16 protein-coding genes are annotated in these 17,416 nt (G+C 67.0%); 8 read left to right on the top strand and 8 right to left on the bottom strand.

The window, feature by feature from the left end; genetic code table 11:
• Positions 1-110: 110 nt before the first annotated feature.
• The 4 genes from sciP to IFJ75_RS19720 form a co-directional block, all read right to left on the bottom strand.
• Complete coding sequence (sciP, locus tag IFJ75_RS10485) at positions 111-395, bottom strand: CtrA inhibitor SciP (protein ID WP_207867961.1); 285 nt, start codon at positions 393-395, stop codon at positions 111-113.
• Between the two features lie 170 nt (positions 396-565).
• A complete protein-coding gene (gene flgE / locus IFJ75_RS10480; protein ID WP_207867960.1) occupies positions 566-2,038 on the bottom strand; it encodes a flagellar hook protein FlgE in 1,473 nt (490 codons plus the stop codon).
• A 47-nt stretch (positions 2,039-2,085) separates the two neighbouring features.
• Positions 2,086-2,799 (bottom strand): flagellar hook assembly protein FlgD, encoded by a 714-nt coding sequence (locus IFJ75_RS10475; RefSeq protein WP_207867959.1) that lies wholly within the window; start codon positions 2,797-2,799, stop codon positions 2,086-2,088.
• A gap of 4 nt (positions 2,800-2,803) precedes the next feature.
• Positions 2,804-4,561 (bottom strand): flagellar hook-length control protein FliK, encoded by a 1,758-nt coding sequence (locus IFJ75_RS19720; protein ID WP_225896774.1) that lies wholly within the window; start codon positions 4,559-4,561, stop codon positions 2,804-2,806.
• A gap of 395 nt (positions 4,562-4,956) precedes the next feature.
• On the opposite strand from IFJ75_RS19720, the gene flgK reads away from it, so the two are divergent.
• The 8 genes from flgK (at position 4,957) to IFJ75_RS10430 (ending at position 14,397) form a co-directional block, all read left to right on the top strand.
• Positions 4,957-7,080 (top strand): flagellar hook-associated protein FlgK, encoded by a 2,124-nt coding sequence (gene flgK, locus IFJ75_RS10465; RefSeq protein WP_207867958.1) that lies wholly within the window; start codon positions 4,957-4,959, stop codon positions 7,078-7,080.
• The gene (locus IFJ75_RS10460) at positions 7,077-8,006 is read left to right on the top strand and encodes a flagellin (RefSeq protein WP_207867956.1); all 930 of its coding nucleotides are present in this window, start codon (positions 7,077-7,079) and stop codon (positions 8,004-8,006) included. The genes flgK and IFJ75_RS10460 overlap by 4 nt, the downstream gene beginning before the upstream one ends.
• Before the next feature lie 76 nt (positions 8,007-8,082).
• On the top strand, positions 8,083-9,324 hold the full coding sequence (locus IFJ75_RS10455) for a putative DNA modification/repair radical SAM protein (RefSeq protein WP_207867954.1): 1,242 nt from the start codon (positions 8,083-8,085) through the stop codon (positions 9,322-9,324).
• A complete protein-coding gene (locus IFJ75_RS10450; protein ID WP_207867952.1) occupies positions 9,324-10,772 on the top strand; it encodes a UdgX family uracil-DNA binding protein in 1,449 nt (482 codons plus the stop codon). Before IFJ75_RS10455 ends, IFJ75_RS10450 begins: the two co-directional genes overlap by 1 nt.
• Before the next feature lie 108 nt (positions 10,773-10,880).
• The gene (locus tag IFJ75_RS10445; RefSeq protein WP_207867950.1) at positions 10,881-11,999 is read left to right on the top strand and encodes an ABC transporter permease; all 1,119 of its coding nucleotides are present in this window, start codon (positions 10,881-10,883) and stop codon (positions 11,997-11,999) included.
• On the top strand, positions 11,996-12,808 hold the full coding sequence (locus tag IFJ75_RS10440; RefSeq protein ID WP_207867948.1) for an ABC transporter ATP-binding protein: 813 nt from the start codon (positions 11,996-11,998) through the stop codon (positions 12,806-12,808). The genes IFJ75_RS10445 and IFJ75_RS10440 overlap by 4 nt, the downstream gene beginning before the upstream one ends.
• A gap of 15 nt (positions 12,809-12,823) precedes the next feature.
• Complete coding sequence (locus IFJ75_RS10435; RefSeq protein WP_207867946.1) at positions 12,824-13,762, top strand: MlaD family protein; 939 nt, start codon at positions 12,824-12,826, stop codon at positions 13,760-13,762.
• Positions 13,759-14,397, top strand: a complete 639-nt coding sequence (locus IFJ75_RS10430; RefSeq protein ID WP_207867945.1) for an ABC-type transport auxiliary lipoprotein family protein — start codon at positions 13,759-13,761, stop codon at positions 14,395-14,397. Before IFJ75_RS10435 ends, IFJ75_RS10430 begins: the two co-directional genes overlap by 4 nt.
• On the opposite strand, the gene IFJ75_RS10425 is transcribed toward IFJ75_RS10430, so the two are convergent.
• The 4 genes from IFJ75_RS10425 to IFJ75_RS10410 all read right to left on the bottom strand — a co-directional run bounded on the left by IFJ75_RS10425 (position 14,394) and on the right by IFJ75_RS10410 (position 16,940).
• Positions 14,394-15,260 (bottom strand): toxic anion resistance protein, encoded by an 867-nt coding sequence (locus tag IFJ75_RS10425; RefSeq protein WP_207867943.1) that lies wholly within the window; start codon positions 15,258-15,260, stop codon positions 14,394-14,396. The two genes, IFJ75_RS10430 and IFJ75_RS10425, sit on opposite strands and share 4 nt — an antisense overlap.
• A gap of 94 nt (positions 15,261-15,354) precedes the next feature.
• Positions 15,355-16,005 carry a 3-oxoacid CoA-transferase subunit B gene (locus tag IFJ75_RS10420; protein WP_207867941.1) on the bottom strand — a complete coding sequence of 217 codons (651 nt, stop codon included), beginning with the start codon at positions 16,003-16,005 and terminating at the stop codon, positions 15,355-15,357.
• Positions 16,006-16,018: 13 nt separating this feature from the next.
• On the bottom strand, positions 16,019-16,231 hold the full coding sequence (locus IFJ75_RS10415; RefSeq protein ID WP_207867940.1) for a hypothetical protein: 213 nt from the start codon (positions 16,229-16,231) through the stop codon (positions 16,019-16,021).
• A gap of 4 nt (positions 16,232-16,235) precedes the next feature.
• A complete protein-coding gene (locus IFJ75_RS10410; protein ID WP_207867938.1) occupies positions 16,236-16,940 on the bottom strand; it encodes a CoA transferase subunit A in 705 nt (234 codons plus the stop codon).
• Between the last annotated feature and the right edge of the window lie 476 nt (positions 16,941-17,416).

Below are 17,416 nucleotides of genomic sequence, written 5' to 3'. Positions count from 1 at the left end.
GGTCTGCCCGCATGTGACGTCGCAATGTGTGTCTTTCAGGCGGCCCAGACGACAACGACCGCCCCCGTCGCCGGGAGCGGCCGTCCGTCTATCCCTTGATAGGGAAAGCCTTAGGAGCGGTAGCTCTGGATCCGCGTCGTGCGCAGGCCCTGCATGCCCCATTTGTCGATCGCCTTCTGCCAGGCGATGAACTCTTCCGCCGTCAGACGGTATTGCGAAAGGGCGTCCTCTAGCGACAGGAGACCGCCGCGAACGGCGGCGACGACCTCGGCCTTGCGGCGGATGACCCACCGGTCGGTATTCGCCGGCGGCAGATCGCGCAGCGTCAGGGGCGTGCCAGTCGGTCCGACCACGTATTGTTCGCCTTTGTTATTCAGGCGTCGCTCTTGCAACATGGGCTTTTGCCTCATCACCAATCACCGTTGATGAGACAATAGCCACGCAGCGCTAAAGGCCGTTTAAAGCTCGTGGTGAAGGAAACGATAAAATCGGATCCATCCGAAGAGCCCGTCTGGCCAGTATTTAAGCGACGATTCATTGACACTAATGATTAATTACTTGCCGATCAGCGTTTGACGTTGATCAGTTCGGCCAGCATTTCATCGGCGGTGGTGATGATCTTGGATGAGGCGGAATAGGCCCGTTGGGTGGTGATCAGGCCGGTGAACTCGGCCGAGAGGTCGACGGTCGAGGCTTCCAGCTGGGAGGCGCCGATGAAGCCCGCGCCGCCGCTGCCAGGGGCCTTCAGGTTGTAGGTCCCCGAGCCCTGGCTGACCTTGAAGGCGTTGCCGTTGGCGGGGGTCAGGCTGTCCGGGCTGGTGAAGGTGGCCAGGGCGAGCTGGGCGATCTTGCGGGTAACGCCGTTGTCGAAGATGGCGGTGACGAAGCCGGTCTCGTCGATCTCGATGTTCGACAGGTTGCCGAAGGCCGTACCGTTGGTGACCACGGCCTGGACGACGGAGTCGGAGTCGTACTGCGTCAGGCCGCCGGCAGAGGCGTTGAGGTTGAAGGCCAGGTTCTGGTTGTCGATGCCCAGACCATCCGCCCATTTGATCTCGCCCGCCGCAGGCGCGGCCGAGTTGGAAGAGCCAAAGTGAATGCTGGCGTCAGTGACGTCGGAAAACAGGGCGGCCGAGCCCAGGGCGGCCATGGCGTCGACGTCGAGACGGCCGTCCTGGGTAAAGGCCACCAGGCCGCTCTTCAGCTGACCATTCGCAAGAGGCGCGCCGGTGATCACGTCGCTGGCCGGGATCGCGCGGATTTCAGCGTACCACTGGTTGGGGGTGGCGCTCTTCAGGAAGGAGACGGCGACGGTGCGCTGGCCGCCTTTGGAATCCGACACCGGCACGGTCATCTCGAAGTCCGGCTTGGTCCCGGCCAGGGTGTCCGGATCGTACATGGCCATGGAGTTGGTCGTCGGGTCGTAGCGACCGGCGCCGGCGGGATCGAGCGGGTCGGCGGCGTAAGCGGCGGCGGCCTTGGCTTCGGCCGAGACAGGCTGGCTGGACTTCAGGTTGGCGTTCAGCTGGGCGCGGGTGGTGGCCTCGGCGGTGCCGCCGACCGAGCCGACGTTGATCGAGCGCAGGCGGCCCAGGTCCGACGGGTCGGTGTTCAGGTTGCCGTTGCTGTCGACGGGCCAGCCCTGCAGGTACAGGCCGGCGGTGTTCTTCAGATAGCCGAACTCATCGACGCGGAAGGCGCCGGCGCGGGTGAACAGGCGTGGGTCGGTCGCGTCCAGACCCTCGGCCTTCTGGGTGGTGACGAAGAAGCCGGCGCCGGAAATGCCGAGGTCGGTCGACTCGGTCGTGCGCTGCAGCTGGCCGCCTTGCGAGATGTAGTTACGGGTGTTGGACAGGACGCCGCCCGCCGAATAGCCCGCGCCGCGCGTCTGGCTGTTGACCACGGTAGAGAACTCGCTGGCCACGCGCTTGTAGCCGATGGTGTTCACGTTCGCGATGTTCTGCGAGATGGCGGCCAGGGCGGCCGAGTTGGCGGAGAGGCCCGAGACCCCGGCCAGAAGGGCGCTGTTGATGCTCATGGCGTGTGTTCCTTGAAACTAAAACTGTTGGCGTTCGGGGAAGGGAATCAGGCGTCCGCCGTGGCGGGGGTGCTGGCGTCTGTCGGGGTCTCGGCGACGGCCTTCTTCTGCAGCGAGATGACCGTGCTCAGCGGAATGATGGTGTTGCCGACGTTGAGGTAGGGGACGTTGTCGTAGAGCTCGACCCCGTCGACCGTGCCGGTCATCAGGACCTGGCTGCTTATGGCCGTGCCCGCGGCGTTGGTGGCGCTGACTTTCAGGGTATAGACGCCGCCGTCCGACATCTGGCCGCCGGCGGTGGTCTTGCCGTCCCAGGTGAAGTCGTGGGAGCCGGTCTTCAGCTCGCTGCCCTTGCCGGTCCAGACGACCTTGCCGGCGCTGTCCAGGACCGAGAGGCTGACGTCGGTGGCGTCGGCGCCCAGCTCGTAGCTCCAGCTGGCCTTGCCGTCGGTCAGTTTGTCGGCCGCCCAGACCGCGGTGACTTCCTTGCCGATGTAGTTGGAGCCGTTGGCCAGGCCGCCGCCGTTCTGGGCCGCCAGCAGGCTGGTGAGCAGATCATTGGTCAGCAGTTGCTGTTGCACCCCGGTCATCTGGGTCAGCTGGGCGGTGAAGTCCGTGGAGTCCATCGGCGACAGCGGATCCTGGTTCTTCAGCTGGGCGGTCAGCAGGGTCAGGAAGGTGTCGAAATTCGTCGCCAGGCTGGTCCGGGCGGAATTGGCGTTAGCGGCGGCTGAATCGACTGTGGTGACTGCGGCGACCATCGGATCAGACCTTCATATCCACGCCGCGAGGCGTGAGGGACAGGGAAACCCAGGCGGCGGGAACGGGCGGCAGGGCGTCAGCCTGATCGGAGATGCGCGACGCCGAGGCGAAGGCGCGGCCCTGACGCTGCTCGGAGCCGCGATCGTTGCCGTTCGAGGACGAGGCGTCCTGCTGGGTGAAGCTGAGGGCGTCGTCGGCCAGGGTGAAGCCGGCGTCCTGCAGTTGGCTGCGCAGCTCGTCGGCGCGGGCGCGCAGGTCTGCGGCGGCCAGGGGATTGTCGAAGGCCAGCTGGGCGGTCAGCCGGCCGCTGGCGTCGATGTCCATGCTGACATTGACCTTGCCCAGGCCTTCCGGCGTCAGTCCCATCTCGAACCGGGTCGAACGGCCGGCGAGCTGGCGGGTGATCTGGGCTGCGATCTGGACCGTGGTCTCCAGCGTCGCCCGCGAAAGGCCGGACTGGGCCCCTGACTGGGCGATCGCGGCGGGCGTGGTCTGGATCGAAGCAGTGGTCTGGGCGGTCTGGGCCGTCGGCACGGCGTCGGGGCTCAGGGCCAGCGGCGCGGCGGGGTCCTGCGTCTGGGCCTGAGCCTGAACCTGGGCCGCGAAGGCCGAGGTCGAGGCGGAGACGGGGGCGGCCGAAGTCTGTTCCGGCGTCGTGGCGGCCGTCGCCGTGGCCAGGGCCCTGGTCGCGGCGCCCTCGGAGGCCTCGGCCCGAACAGGGGCGTTTGAGACGGCTTCGCCGCGCAGATGGGCGGGAATGCGCGGGGCAGCCTCGGTCACGTCCTGGGTCTCGGCAGACGTCTCAGCGGCGGTCGGGGCGGCGGGAGCCGGCTGCTGAGCTTCGACCGCGACCGGTTCGGCGACGGGAGCTTCTGCCCTGAATGTAGCCTGGCTCGTCGGGGAGACCGCCTTGTCGGAAGCGGACGCATCCTTGGCGGCGACGGCGGCCAGAACCGGCCCCGGCGGCGGGGCCTTGGCGTCCGCCTTCAGGGCCGAGGCCAGAAGATCGCCCACGACGTCGGCGACGGCGCCCGCGACCGGGCCGGCGGTCTCGGCCGCGGCCTGTGCGAGTTCGATGGCGGCGGTCGCGGCGGCGACAGCCGCCTCTTCGGCGGGGCGTGAGGTCGGGGCGGCCTCAGCGGTCGCTGTGGCGCCCGTCGTCTGCGCGGTGGCCTGAGCCGGAGCCTGGTCGAAGGCCTGCGCCGAGGTTTGCGCCGCCGTCTCGTCCGTCGTCTGGGCGGGCTGAGCCGGAACGGGCTCGAGCGACGGGGCCGTCGTGGCGTCGATCGCGGCGGAGGCGGCCTCGGCGGTCTCGGCCGCTGCGGCGGCGATCTGAACGGCTGGGGTGGAAAACGGAATCAGGGGCTGGGCCGGGGCCGGAGCGGCGTTCAGCAGGATGTCGCCGTCCTGGGCCGTCTCATCGGTCTTGTCGGAAGCGGCGTCGGCGACGACCGTGGCGTCGCTCGCGGCCTCGGCGGGCTTGTCCGCCGTCTCCGCTTTCGGGGCGGCGGTCTCTTTAGTCTGGTCGGCGGCGTCGGCCTTGGCTGTCTCGGCTTTGGAGGCGTCCTGTTTGGCGTCGGCTTTCGCGGCCGCCTTCTTCGAAGCCGCCTGTTTGGCGGCGGCTGCGACGGCGTCCCGGTCATCCCGGTCGGCGGCCATCAGGGCGCCGAAATCGTCACCTGAGGCCGAGGCGGCCGCCTTCGCCGCCCGGGTCGGGGCGGGCGGGACGAGCGAGGCGATGGCGGACGAGGGAAGAGACATGCGTCTGCAGGCGACTTTGAAGAGGTGAGGTCGGCGCCTGCTGCGCCCGGGTCATTCGAAGCCTCCATCGCAAAGGTCGGGCCAGTTCGGATTGTGAAGTCAAGTCTATGAAAATATGGGAGAATGTTCGGGGTGGGCTGGCCCGGCAATCTGCGACCTGCGGCCAAACTTGCCGCGCCTTCGCCGTTTTTTGCCCGGCTCGCGAGGCATTCGTTTCACGGCTGAAAGCTTGGCCCGGTGTTTGCGCTCCTTGCACATCATGATTCAGGCGCGATCCACGATTGTCTTTGGTTTCAACGCATTACAGCGTCGTAGCCTTTCCGTGGCCGGGCAAAAAACGCGCGTTGGCAGGCAGGGCTTGCCGGGCAGCGTTCTGGTGAAGAGGGCCTAGGTCGATGTCGCTCAGCTCGATCCTGAACATCGCGAACAGCGGTCTGGCCACGTCCCAAGCCCAGCTGCGCGTGGTTTCCGACAACGTCGCCAACGTCAACACGCCCGGCTATGTCCGCAAGATCGCCGATCAGGTCGCCCTGACGACCGAAGGGGTCGGTTCGGGCGTCGACATCGCGCGCGTCCGTCTGGCCACCGACCGCTTCCTTCAGGCCGCCAGCCTGAACTCGTCGGCCGAGGCCAATCGCCAGGACGTGAAGTACGAACTCTATGACCGGATCCAGACCCTGTTCGGGGACCCGGGCGGGGACACGGGCTTCTTCTCCCAGATCGACGGCATCTTCTCCGCCTTCGCCGCGACGGCCGAGAACGCCACCTCCTCGCCGTTGCGGCAGGAAGCCCTGTTCAAGACCCAAGCCCTGTTCGACGAGTCCGCGCGCATCGCCGGCCAGATCCAGTCGGTGCGTGAAGACGCCGACGGCCGCGTCCAGACGGCCGTGGAGAAGGCCAACGACCTGCTCAAGCAGATCGAGACCCTGAACACCGACATCGCCAAGGCCCTGGCCACCAACGGCGACGCCTCGGGCTCGGAAACGACCCAGGCGACGCTGATCGGCCAGCTGTCCGAGCTGATGGACGTCAAGGTCACCCAGAGGAACAACGGCGGCGTCACCGTCCGCACCAGTTCGGGCTTGCTGCTGGCGGGCGCCGGTGCGGCGAAGATCGAGTATCGCGCGGCCGGCTCGGTCAATGCCGAGAGCAAGTTCGACGACATCTATATCACCGAGCCCGGCGGTCAGAAGCGCTCCCTGACCGACGGCCTGGTCTCGGGCGAGATCAAGGGCCTGCTGGAGACGCGTGACATCGAGGCCCCCGCCGCCGCCGAGCGTCTCGGCGAGTTGATGACCCATGTCGCGGACGAGTTGAACCGCGCCCACAACGCCAACTCCGCCGTCCCGGCGCCCCAGACCCTGACCGGCAAGAATGTCGGCCAGACGCTGGAGACGGCCCTGGCCGGCTTTACCGGAACGACCAATATCGCGGTGACCAATGCCTCGGGCGTGGTCACCACCCGGGTGCCGATCGTCTTCTCGGGCGGGACCATGACGATCAACGGCGTCGCCGCCACGCCCGCGACCTTCCTCACGACGCTGAACACCCAGCTGGCCGGCGCCGCGACCGCCAGCTTCACCGACGGCAAGCTCAGCATCACGGCGGCCGGGGCCACCGACGGCGTCGTCATCGCCGACGACGCGACCTCGCCCAGCAGCAAGGCGGGCAGGGGCTTCTCCCACTATTTCGGGATGAACGATCTGATCACCGCGGATCGCCCGTCGAACTATGACATCGGCCTGACCGCCAGCTCCCTGCACGGCTTCGCGGCGGGCGAGACGGTGATCCTGCGGTTCGCCGAGCCGGACGGCACGCGCCTGCGCGACCTCACGGTGACGGTGCCGACCGGGACGGGCACGATGTCCGAACTGCTGACGGCGATGAACAACCCCGTGACCGGTGTGGGCCGCTACGGGACCTTCAGCCTGGATTCCACCGGATCGGTGGTTTTCAAGGGCAATACCGACCCGGCCGCGACGATGAGCGTCATCAAGGACACCACCACCCAGGTCCCATCCGGCGTCTCCATGACCGAGCTGTTCGGCCTGGGCGGCGGGGTGCGGGCCTCGCGCGCCGACGGTTTCAAGGTGCGGGCCGACATTTCGGGCAATCCGGCCAAGTTGTCGCTGGCCCAGCTGAACCTGTCGGCGGCCGCCGGGACCACGGCCCTGGCCTCCGGCGACGGTCGCGGGGCCCTGGGTCTGGCCGACGCCGGCCAGAAGACGGTGAGCTTCCAGGCCAGCGGCGGCTCGGCCGCGGGCCAGCAGTCTGTGTCGCGCTACGCCTCGGACTTCTCGGGCGACATCGGCGCGCGCGCCGCGGCGGCCAAGACCCGCGCCGCCAGCGCCGATGCGGTCCACACCGAGGCCCAGACGCGCCAGACGGCCTATGAGGGCGTCAATCTGGACGAGGAGCTGGTCAACATGACCACCTTCCAGCAGTCCTTCAACGCTTCCGCCCGCCTCATTCAGGCGGTCAAGGACATGTACGACACGCTTCTGGGGATGGTCCAATGAGCCGCGTTTCGACCACGGGCAATTATCAGTCGGCACTTCTCAATCTGATGTCGGCCCAGGCCCAGCAGAATGAGGCCCAGACCCGGCTGTCGACGCAGAAGATCGCCACCGACATGAAGGGCTTCGGGCGCGGGGCCGAGAGCCTGACCGCCCTGAAGGCCGCCCAGAACCGCGTCCAGGGCTTCATCGACACCGGCACGGCGGTCGCTGACCGGCTGGAGAGCCAGGACCTTGCCCTGAACCAGGTCGGCGACGGCGTCACCGGCGCCCGCTCGGCCATAGGCAGCGCCCTGGCCACCGAGAACATCAACACCCTGATGCTGGAGCTGCAGGGCCAGTTCCAGTCGATCCAGAACGGGCTGAACGCCCAGCACCAGGGCAACTATCTGTTCGCCGGCTCCGACTCGACCAAGGCGCCGGTCACCGTCTCGACCATGGCCGAGTTGAAGGCCGCACCGAGCATCGCCTCGACCTTCACCAACGACGATCTGCCCCAGACCTCGCGTCTGGGCGAGCAGACAACGGTCCGCACCGGCTATCTGGCCGACGACCTGGGCACGACGATCTTCCAGATTTTCAAGGACATCCAGGCCTATAACGACGATCCGGCGACCGGCCCCCTGACCGGCAAGCCGACCGACGCCCAGAAGACCTTCCTGACCGCCCAGCTCAACCGGCTGGATACGGCCAGCACCGCGACGATCGAGGTCATCTCGCGCAACGGCGCCCTGGCCAAACAGGTCGAGAGCACCAACGCCAGCCACGAGGCCCAGGTCGCCCAGCTCGGCGACATGGTCAACACCAAGACCGAGGCCGATATGGCCAAGGCCGTCACCGACATCCAGCTGGCCCAGCTGGCGGTCCAGGCATCGGCCCAGGTGATCAGCCAGCTCAAGGATACGTCCCTGCTGAACTATCTGCGGTAGGGTGGCCTAAGGGCTTGTCCACATTGATTTTATAGCCACGCTGGACGTGGCTTCCGGTTGAGAACATAACCGGAACATGGCTCAACTCGATCTGCGCAAGAAGTTGTCGGTCCTGGCGGACGCGGCGAAATACGACGCCTCCTGTTCCTCGTCCGGCACGGGGAAGCGGAACTCCATCGGGGGCAAGGGCATCGGCTCCACCGAGGGGATGGGCATCTGTCACGCCTATACGCCGGACGGGCGCTGCGTCAGCCTGCTCAAGATCCTGCTGACCAATTTCTGCATCTACGACTGCGCCTACTGCATCAACCGGGTGTCCTCGAACGTCCAGCGCGCGCGGTTTTCGGTGCAGGAGGTCGTGGACCTGACGCTGAACTTCTATCGGCGCAACTATATCGAGGGGCTGTTCCTGTCCTCGGGCATCATCCAGTCCGGCGACTACACGATGGAGCAGCTGGTCCTTGTGGCGAAGTCGCTCAGGCTCGACCACGACTTTCGGGGCTATATCCATCTGAAGCTGATCCCCGAGGCCGATCCCCGGCTGGTCGAGGAGGCGGGCCTCTACGCTGACCGGCTCTCGGCCAATATCGAGGTGCCGCGCGAGGAGGCCCTGACGCGCCTCGCGCCGCAGAAGGACCTCGCCGTCATCAAGAAGGCCATGGGTCAAGTCCGGCTCAAGGTCGAGGCCGCGAAGCCGCAGAAGAAGGACCGGATCAAACCGCCGAAATTCGCTCCGGGCGGCCAGAGCACTCAGCTGATCGTCGGCGCTGACGGGGCGCCGGACACTGAAATCCTCGACCGCAGCGCCTCGCTCTACGGCGGCTACGGCCTGCGCCGGGTCTATTATTCGGCCTTCAGCCCGATCCCGGATTCCAGCGCGGCCCTGCCTTTGTCGAAGCCGCCGCTGATGCGTGAGCACCGGCTTTATCAGGCCGACTGGCTGATGCGGTTCTACGGCTTCTCGGCGCCCGAGATCGGCGAAGCGACGACCGGCGGTATGCTGGACCTGGCCGTCGATCCCAAACTGGCCTGGGCCCTGAACCGGCGCGAGCTGTTCCCGGTCAATGTGAACACGGCCGACCGCGAGGCCCTGCTGCGCGTGCCCGGCCTGGGGGTGAAGTCGGTCGATCGGATGATTTCGGTGCGGCGCTATCGGACGCTGCGGCTGGAAGACGTGGCGCGGCTGTGTCGGGGCATCGACAAGGTCCGGCCCTTCATCACCGCCCTGGACTGGACGCCCGGCGGCCTGACCGACGCCGTCGACCTGCGCGCCCGGCTGACTCCGACGGTCGAGCCGGTTCAGATGAGCCTGTTCTGATGCGCGTCGCGGTCCTGGCCTCGGAGACCGATTTCGACGGCTGGCGTCTGGCCGCGCGGGCGTTCCGGCTGGCGGGGGTGGCGCCGGGCGAGGCCCGGTTCGTGGTCGGGGAGGACCTTCAGGGCGGGTTGTTCGACGCCGCGGCGGGCGAGGGAGAGTCTGCGCTTCCGGACAAGGCGCGGCCGCTCCGCGTGCCCCAGGCCTTCGTGGATATGGCCCACGACGTGGTCCTGCACCGCACCCCGGACCGGTTCGACCTGCTGTACCGCATCCTTTGGCGGCTTCAGGCCGAGCGCGACCTGATGCGGGTGCGCTCGGACCGCGACGTCTCCGACGCCATGGACCGGCAGCGCAACGTCAGCCGCGCCAGCCACAAGATGAAGGCCTTCGTCCGCTTCCGTCAGGCCTTCGACGAGGAGGGCGAATGCTGGGTGGCCTGGTTCGAGCCCGCGCATAGGGTCCTGGCTCGCACCGCCCCCTTCTTTGCCAACCGGTTCACCACCATGCGCTGGTCGATCCTGACGCCGGACGGCTCATGCTTCTGGGACGGCAAGGCCATGAGCTTCGGCCCGCCCGCCCAGGCCTCGGACGCCCCGCAGGAGGACGAGATCGAGGAGTTCTGGAAAACCTACTACGCCTCCACCTTCAATCCGGCCCGGCTGAAGACAAAGACCATGCAGGGCGAGATGCCCAAGCGATACTGGAAAAACCTGCCCGAAGCCGCCCTGATCCCGGAACTGGTCGCCGCCTCGGCGGTTCGCACGGAAACCATGGTCGGAACTCCGCATTCCGAACCCAACGCCCGGCTGGCCAAGGCGATCTTCCGACACAACCGCGACGGCGCCTTCGAGGAGGGGTTTTCGCCGTCGAACCTCGATGAGCTGCGCCACGGGGTCCAGGCCTGCCGCCGTTGCCCGCTGTGGCGTGATGCGACGCAAGGCGTCTGCGGCGAAGGCCCGCCGCGCGCGAAGCTGATGATTGTGGGCGAGCAGCCGGGCGATCACGAGGACCTTGCCGGCCGTCCTTTCGTCGGTCCGGCGGGACAGCTGCTCAACGATGCTTTCCGCGAGGCCGGCATCGACCGGGACGAGGCCTTCGTCACCAATGCGGTCAAACACTTCAAGCACGAGCCGCGCGGCAAGCGCCGCCTGCACCGAACGCCGACGACCAGCGAGGTCACCGCCTGCCGCTGGTGGCTGGATCACGAGCGGGCTCTGGTTCGGCCCAAGGTGGTGCTGACGCTGGGGTCGACCGCGACACTGGGCGTACTGGGGCGAAAGGTCACGGTGACCCGCGAGCGGGGGATGCCCATTCCTCTGACGGACGGCTCCCATGCTCTCGTCACCGTCCATCCGGCCTATCTGCTGCGCCTGCCCGACGAGGCCGCCAGGCGCCGCGAACACGCCGTCTTCATCCAGGATCTGAAACGCGTCCGTCAGCTGCTGTGACGCGTAACTGCCACGGTCGACTGAACAACTTGACCATATGGGCGTTCAGAGGCCTCGGGCCCGGCTTCGCCATGGGCGTTCGGCACGGGCTCGGCTAAAGGGGAGGGGATGAGCGCAGCGGATTTCCAGATCGATGAGTCGGGCGGCGACAGTGCGGTTCTGCGCCTCAGCGGCGACTGGACCACGGGCGGTCTTGGCCATGCGGCGCGCCGGCTCAGCGACCAGCTGTCCGGGCGTACGGTCTCGCGCATCGACATCTCGGGTCTGGGACGGTTCGACACCGCCGGCGCCCTGATCATCGCCCAGGCGACTGACAAGTCCCTGCCGGCCGATGCCTGGTCCTCACGACCCGAGGCGGGTCGCGTCTATGCGATGGTCGAAAAGCTGGAGCGCGAGAGCGCCCCGCCGCCGCGCAGGCCCGACCCCCTGACGCGAACCTTCGCCAAGATCGGTCAGGGCGTTTACGACATCGGCGGCGAGATGATCCTGTCGATGGCCTTCCTCGGTCGTCTGATCACCGCCTCTGGCGCGGCGGTGCGGCATCCCTCGGACATCCGCTGGCCTGCCTGGTTCAGCCAGGGTGAACGCGCCGGTCTGGACGCCATCCCCATCATCGCCGTGACCAATTTCTTCATCGGCGCCGTCATCGCCTTCCTCGGCGCGAACCTGCTGACCCAGTTCGGGGCTGGGGTGTTCACCGTTCAGCTGGTCGCCGTCGCCACCCTGCGTGAGCTGGCGGTCCTGATCACCGCCATCCTGCTGGCCGGTCGTTCGTCGTCGTCCTTCGCGGCGGAGATCGGGTCGATGCGGATGAACCAGGAGGTCGACGCCATGCAGGTTATGGGGGTCAATCCCTTCCAGGCCCTAGTCATTCCGCGGCTTGCCGCCATGCTGGTGATGATGCCGCTGCTCACCTTCGTCGGCATCCTGACCGGCCTGCTGGGCGGCATGCTGGTGACCTGGAGCCAGCTCGGCTATGGCCCGGCCTTCTTCATCCAGCAGCTGGGCCAGGACAATACGATGGCGACCCATCTGTTCGTTGGCATGGTCAAGGCCCCGGTCTTCGCCATCGTCATCGCCGCCATCGGCTGCCGTCAGGGGATGTCGGTCGCCGGCGACGTCGAGAGCCTGGGACGCAGGGTCACCGCGGCGGTGGTTCAGGCCATCTTCGCCATCATCCTCCTGGACGCCGTCTTCGCCCTGATCTTCCTGGAGCTGAACCTGTGACCAAGGCGAAGACCCCGGAGGCGGAAGCGCCCGCGAACGACAAGGCGCCCGACAACCTCATCGAGGTGCGTGATCTGGTCAGTCAGTTCGGCGATCAGGTCATCCACGACGGGCTGAATCTCGATGTTCAGCGGGGCGAGGTTCTGGGCGTGGTCGGCGGGTCCGGGACCGGCAAGACCGTGCTGCTCAACACCATCATCGGGCTCAAGGAGCCTGATGGCGGCACGATCCGCATCTTTGGCCACGATACCTCGGACCTGAGCCCCGAACAGTCGGCCGACATCGAGCGGCGCACGGGAACGCTGTTCCAGCAGGGGGCGCTGTTCTCGTCGCTGAGCGTGCTCGACAACGTCGCCTCGCCGCTGGTGGAACATACGAAGTTGCCGCGCGAGACCATTCGCGAACTGGCCGAGATGAAGATCGCCATGGTCGGGCTGAAGCCGGAATCGCACCATCAGAAGCCGTCGGAGCTCTCGGGCGGGATGCGCAAGCGCGTGGGCCTCGCCCGCGCCCTGGCTCTGGATCCCGAACTGCTGTTCCTCGACGAACCGACGGCGGGGCTGGACCCCATCGGCGCCGCGGCCTTCGACGAGCTGATACGGACCCTGTCGGACGACCTGGGCCTGACCGTCTTCATGATCACACACGACCTCGATAGCCTTTACGCCATCTGCGACAAGGTCGCGGTCCTGGCCGACAAGGGGATCGTCGCCAAGGCCACGGTGCAGGAACTGGAGCGTTCCGATCATCCGTGGATCAAGGAATACTTCCTCGGACCGCGCGGACGCGCGGCCACCAAGGCCGCCTGAGGAGAGCGGACGACTATGGAAAGAGACGCACACTACGCCGCCGTCGGCATCGCAACGGTCTTCCTGTTGCTGGCCCTGGCGCTGTTCACGATCTGGATGGCTCGCCTCCAGTTCAACAAGGACTATGACGTCTATGACATCGTCTTCTACGGGCCGGTGCGCGGCCTGTCGGAGGGCGGCGAGGTCCATTTCAACGGCATCCGCGTCGGCGAGGTCACCGACCTGAACCTGGATCCCAAGAAGGGCGATCAGGTCATCGCCCGCGTCCGTCTGAACGGCACCACCCCGGTCCGCGTCTCCTCGCGCGCCCAGCTGGAGCCCCAGGGCATCACCGGGCTGAACTACATCCAGATCACCGCCGGGACCGAGGGCAGCGCCCTGCTCAAGAGCCAGTATCCCGAGAACGTCGTGCCGGTAATCCAGAGCCAGCCGTCGCCGATCGCCGAACTTCTGTCCGGCTCGGGCACGGTGCTGGCCCAGACGGTGGACGCCCTGAACCGGATCAACCGGGTCATGTCCGACGACAACATCCGCTCCTTCTCTACCAGCCTGAAGAACATCGAGGCCCTGTCGACCGAGCTCGAAGCGCGCAAGGGGATGTTCAAGGAGCTGGAAGACGCCCTGGCCAAGGCCAATGCGGCCGTTGAGGAATACCGTCAGCTAGCCGTCGATGCCCGTACGGTCGTCAATGGCGACGGACGCCAGGCCATCGCCAACATCAACAAGGCGACCGAGGACGCCCGCACGGCCATCGCCTCGATCAACCGGTCGGCCAATGCGCTGGAGCGTCCGCTGGGCGAGTTCTCGACCACGGGCCTGCCGCAGCTGACCCAGACCATCGAGGAGCTGAACGAGGCCACGGCCTCGCTGCAGAGCCTCATCGACGACGTCCGCGCCAGTCCGCGCGACTTCATCGGCCGTCCCGCATCCAAGGAAATGGAGGTCCAGCCGTGATCCCGACCCGCATCCTCACCGTCGCGGCGGTCGCCTTCGCCCTGTCGGGCTGTTCCCTGTTGTCGACGCCCAAGCCGGTGCAGCTTTACCGGTTCGGCTCCAGCGCTCCGGAAGCGCCCGGCGTCACGCCCCAGGCCATGACGCCCATCCCGGTGGCCCTGCGGCGCATCGACTTCCCCGAGGCGTCCAAGGGTGATCGCCTGCTCGGCGTGACTGGCACGGAAGCCGCCTACATCAAGGGCGCGCGCTGGGTCTCGCCGGCCGAGGTCCTGTTCAACGACAGCCTGGAGGCGGCGTTCGCCAGCAACCCGCGGGTGCGGCTGATCGGTCGGCGCGAGCCCGGGATCGCGACCCGGGTGCTGAGCGTCGATGTGACCCGCTTCGAGGCCCGCTACGACGCACCCGGCGGAACACCCACGGTGGTTATCACGGCCCGGGCCCGGATGACGATCCTGCCCGAGCGTAACGTGACCAGCGAGGAGGTTTTCACCGTCTCCCAGCCGGCCAACGAGAACCGGGTCTCGGCCATCGTCAGCGCCTTCGACATCGCCTCGCGTGACCTGAACGCCCAGATCGCCGACTGGACGGCGACGGCGGCGCCCACCGCGGCTCCGGCTCCGGCGACGACCCGCTAGATCGCCTTGCGGGCGGCCTCGATGCGGGCGTCGGCCTCGACGCGGCGCTGGCGGGCGGTCTCGACCTCGCGGGCGGCGGCGTCGAGCATGGCCAGCACCGTCTGGCGCGAGGTGATCAGCCGGGCCTGATCGGGCGCGACCTTCTTCTGCTTCTTCGGGCCTTTGACGCCCAAGGCCCGGACCCCGAGGTTATCGGCCCATTCGTGGTGCCACTCGATGATGGCGTCGCAGGCCATCTTGAGCCGCCGCGCGGCCTGGCCGTCGGCGTTCTGGCCCACGCGAACCTGAGGCAGGAGGCGGACCCCGGCGTCGCGGGCGTCGGCGAGGCGGTGGCCGCGCTGATGCACGGGATGCAGGACGGGCGCGGGCCCGGGCTCGGTCGCCTGGACCGGGGCGATCTTCCTCAGGCAGGCGGCAACGAAGTCGTCCATCTCGAGCACGCCGTGGCGGATGTCGGTCCAGAGCTGCTCCAGCACGCCCGAGCGGCGGGTCACGGCCCCGACGCGGACCTGAAGGTCGTCCAGGGATTCAGCCAGGGTGCGGGTCACCTCGGCGAAGCGGTCGCGGAAGGCCTTGAGGCGGCGCTTGCGGCTGTCGAACAGGCCGCCCAAGCCCTTGCGAGGCTCCAGATCGGCCGGGTTCAGGCTCTCCAGACCGGCGCGCAGGTGGTGGATGACGGCCAGGGCCTCGGTCAGCTCACCGCTGCGCATCTCGGCCCGGACCCGGTCGGCCAAGGCCGCCAGACCTTTACGGGCGTCCTCGCCGAAGCCGTCGGAGACGGCCTCGGGCGAGAGCTGGGCCACGCGCGCCTCATCCGGGGCGGGAAGACCCGGCCAGACCCGATGCGTATTGGTTGCCGACATGCCGCCCATCTCCTTAACCACTATCGTCAGGGATCGGCCGGTTTGCCAAGCGGCATCGCGTCTCAGGTGCGAGATTTGGTTAAGCGTCAGTCAGTTAGGCGAGCGAAGGCGCCACGGAATAGGTCGCCTGGGTCTTGGCCGCGACCTCGTCGAGGGTCACGCCCTCGGACAGTTCGATCAGCTCCAGCCCGGCGCCGTCCGGCTTGACGTCGAAGACAGCCAGGTCGGTGATGATACGGCTGACCACGCCCGTGCCCGTCAGGGGCAGGGTGCAGGCCTTCAGGACCTTGGATTCGCCGTGCTTGTTGGCGTGATCCATGACCACGACCACGCGCTTGACGCCCGCGACCAGATCCATGGCGCCGCCCATGCCCTTCACCAGCTTGCCGGGGATCATCCAGTTGGCGATGTCGCCGTTCTCGGCGACCTCCATGGCCCCCAGGATCGACAGGTTGATATGGCCGCCGCGGATCATGGCGAAGCTGTCGGCCGAGCTGAAGTAGGCGCTCTCGGGGATTTCGGTGATGGTCTGCTTGCCGGCGTTGATCAGGTCGGGGTCTTCCTCACCGGCCCAAGGGAAGGGGCCCATGCCCAGCATGCCGTTCTCGGACTGGAGGGTGACCTCCATGCCTTCGGGGATGTAGTTGGCGACCAGGGTCGGGATGCCGATGCCCAAGTTCACATAGAAGCCGTCCTGCAGCTCTTTCGCGGCGCGTTCAGCCAGTTGTTCGCGGGTCCGGGCCATTGTTGTTTCTCTTCTAGACGGGTTGGGCCGACAGGGTGGTGACGCCTTCAGCGGTGTCGATGGTCAGCACAACCAGATTGAGGTCCTTGAGGTTTTCGCGCCTCAGATAGATTTCTTCGCCAAGCTCGATTTTGCAGACCATGGCGTCGACCTCAGCTTGGGTGGCCTCGACGGGCGGCATGAGGTCCACGCCTGTCTCGCTATGTTTCCAGACCACCTTCGGCATCGGTTCAGGCGTCCGCGCGCTGACGGACAGTGCGCTGTTCGATTCGCTTCTCGAACTGACCGACGAACAGGCGGTCGACGTAGATGCCGGGGGTGTGGATCTGGTCCGGATCGAGCGAGCCGGTCGGGACGATTTCCTCGACCTCGACCAGGGTCACCTTGCCGGCGGTGGCCATCATCGGGTTGAAGTTGCGGGCGGTCTTGCGGAAGACGAGGTTGCCGCGCTCGTCGGCCTTCCACGCCTTGACGATGGCCAGGTCGGCGACGAGGCCGGTTTCCATGACGTAGTCGCGGCCGTCGAAGTTGCGGACCTCCTTGCCCTCGGCGACCAGGGTGCCGACGCCGGTGGCGGTGAAGAAGGCGGGGATGCCGGCGCCGCCGGCGCGGATGCGTTCGGCCAGGGTGCCTTGGGGGTTGAACTCAAGCTGCAGCTCGCCGGCCAGGTACTGGCGCTCGAACTCCTTGTTCTCGCCGACGTAGGAGGAGATCATCTTGGCGATCTGGCGGGTCTCCAGCAGCTGGCCGAGGCCGAAGCCGTCCACGCCCGCATTGTTGGAGATGACGGTCAGGCCCTTGACCCCGCTGTCGCGCAAGGCGGCGATCAGGTTCTCAGGAATGCCGCATAGGCCGAAGCCTCCGGACATGACGGTCATGCCGTCGAAGGCCACGCCCTCAAGGGCCGCCTTCGCGTCAGCGACGATCTTCCCCATACGCTTCCCTTTTTCACTCTTTGATGAATATTCTTGGGTCCGGTGAATAGTCCGGCCCGAACCGCTTCGCAAGCCGGATCGTAGCCCGTCGGAGCCGCCGGTGAAATGGCGGTCCTGTCCGCAAAGAAACACCGCCACACCGCCAAACACCGCCAAACCCGGGTCTGAACGAATGGCGGTGTCGTTCGGCAAAAACATACTGACAGACTGCCAAATCCTGCCAGATCGCAGTCTCGCCTCCGGTCTGGATTGTTCGTCGAAAAGGCTATCACGGCCGCCGGGCGTGCCTAACAGAAGGCTGCTTATCCCGCCTCCGTCAGGCCCCGCCTGACATCACGGCTCCAGACCGAAAGTTTCGAACGCCACAGTTAACCTTTTTCTTCGCTCACGACGCGCAGGCGGTGGGCGAGGTTCCGGGGATCGGTTATGGCTGTCGGGTCAGTAAACGTGCGGGTGGGGCGTGCGGGCGAACATCA

The sequence above is a fragment of the Brevundimonas goettingensis genome, assembly GCF_017487405.1.
GTDB classification, from domain to species: Bacteria; Pseudomonadota; Alphaproteobacteria; order Caulobacterales; family Caulobacteraceae; genus Brevundimonas; species Brevundimonas goettingensis.
Note: the sequence above shows the minus strand (reverse complement) of the source record. Positions and strands in the feature narration are given on the sequence as shown.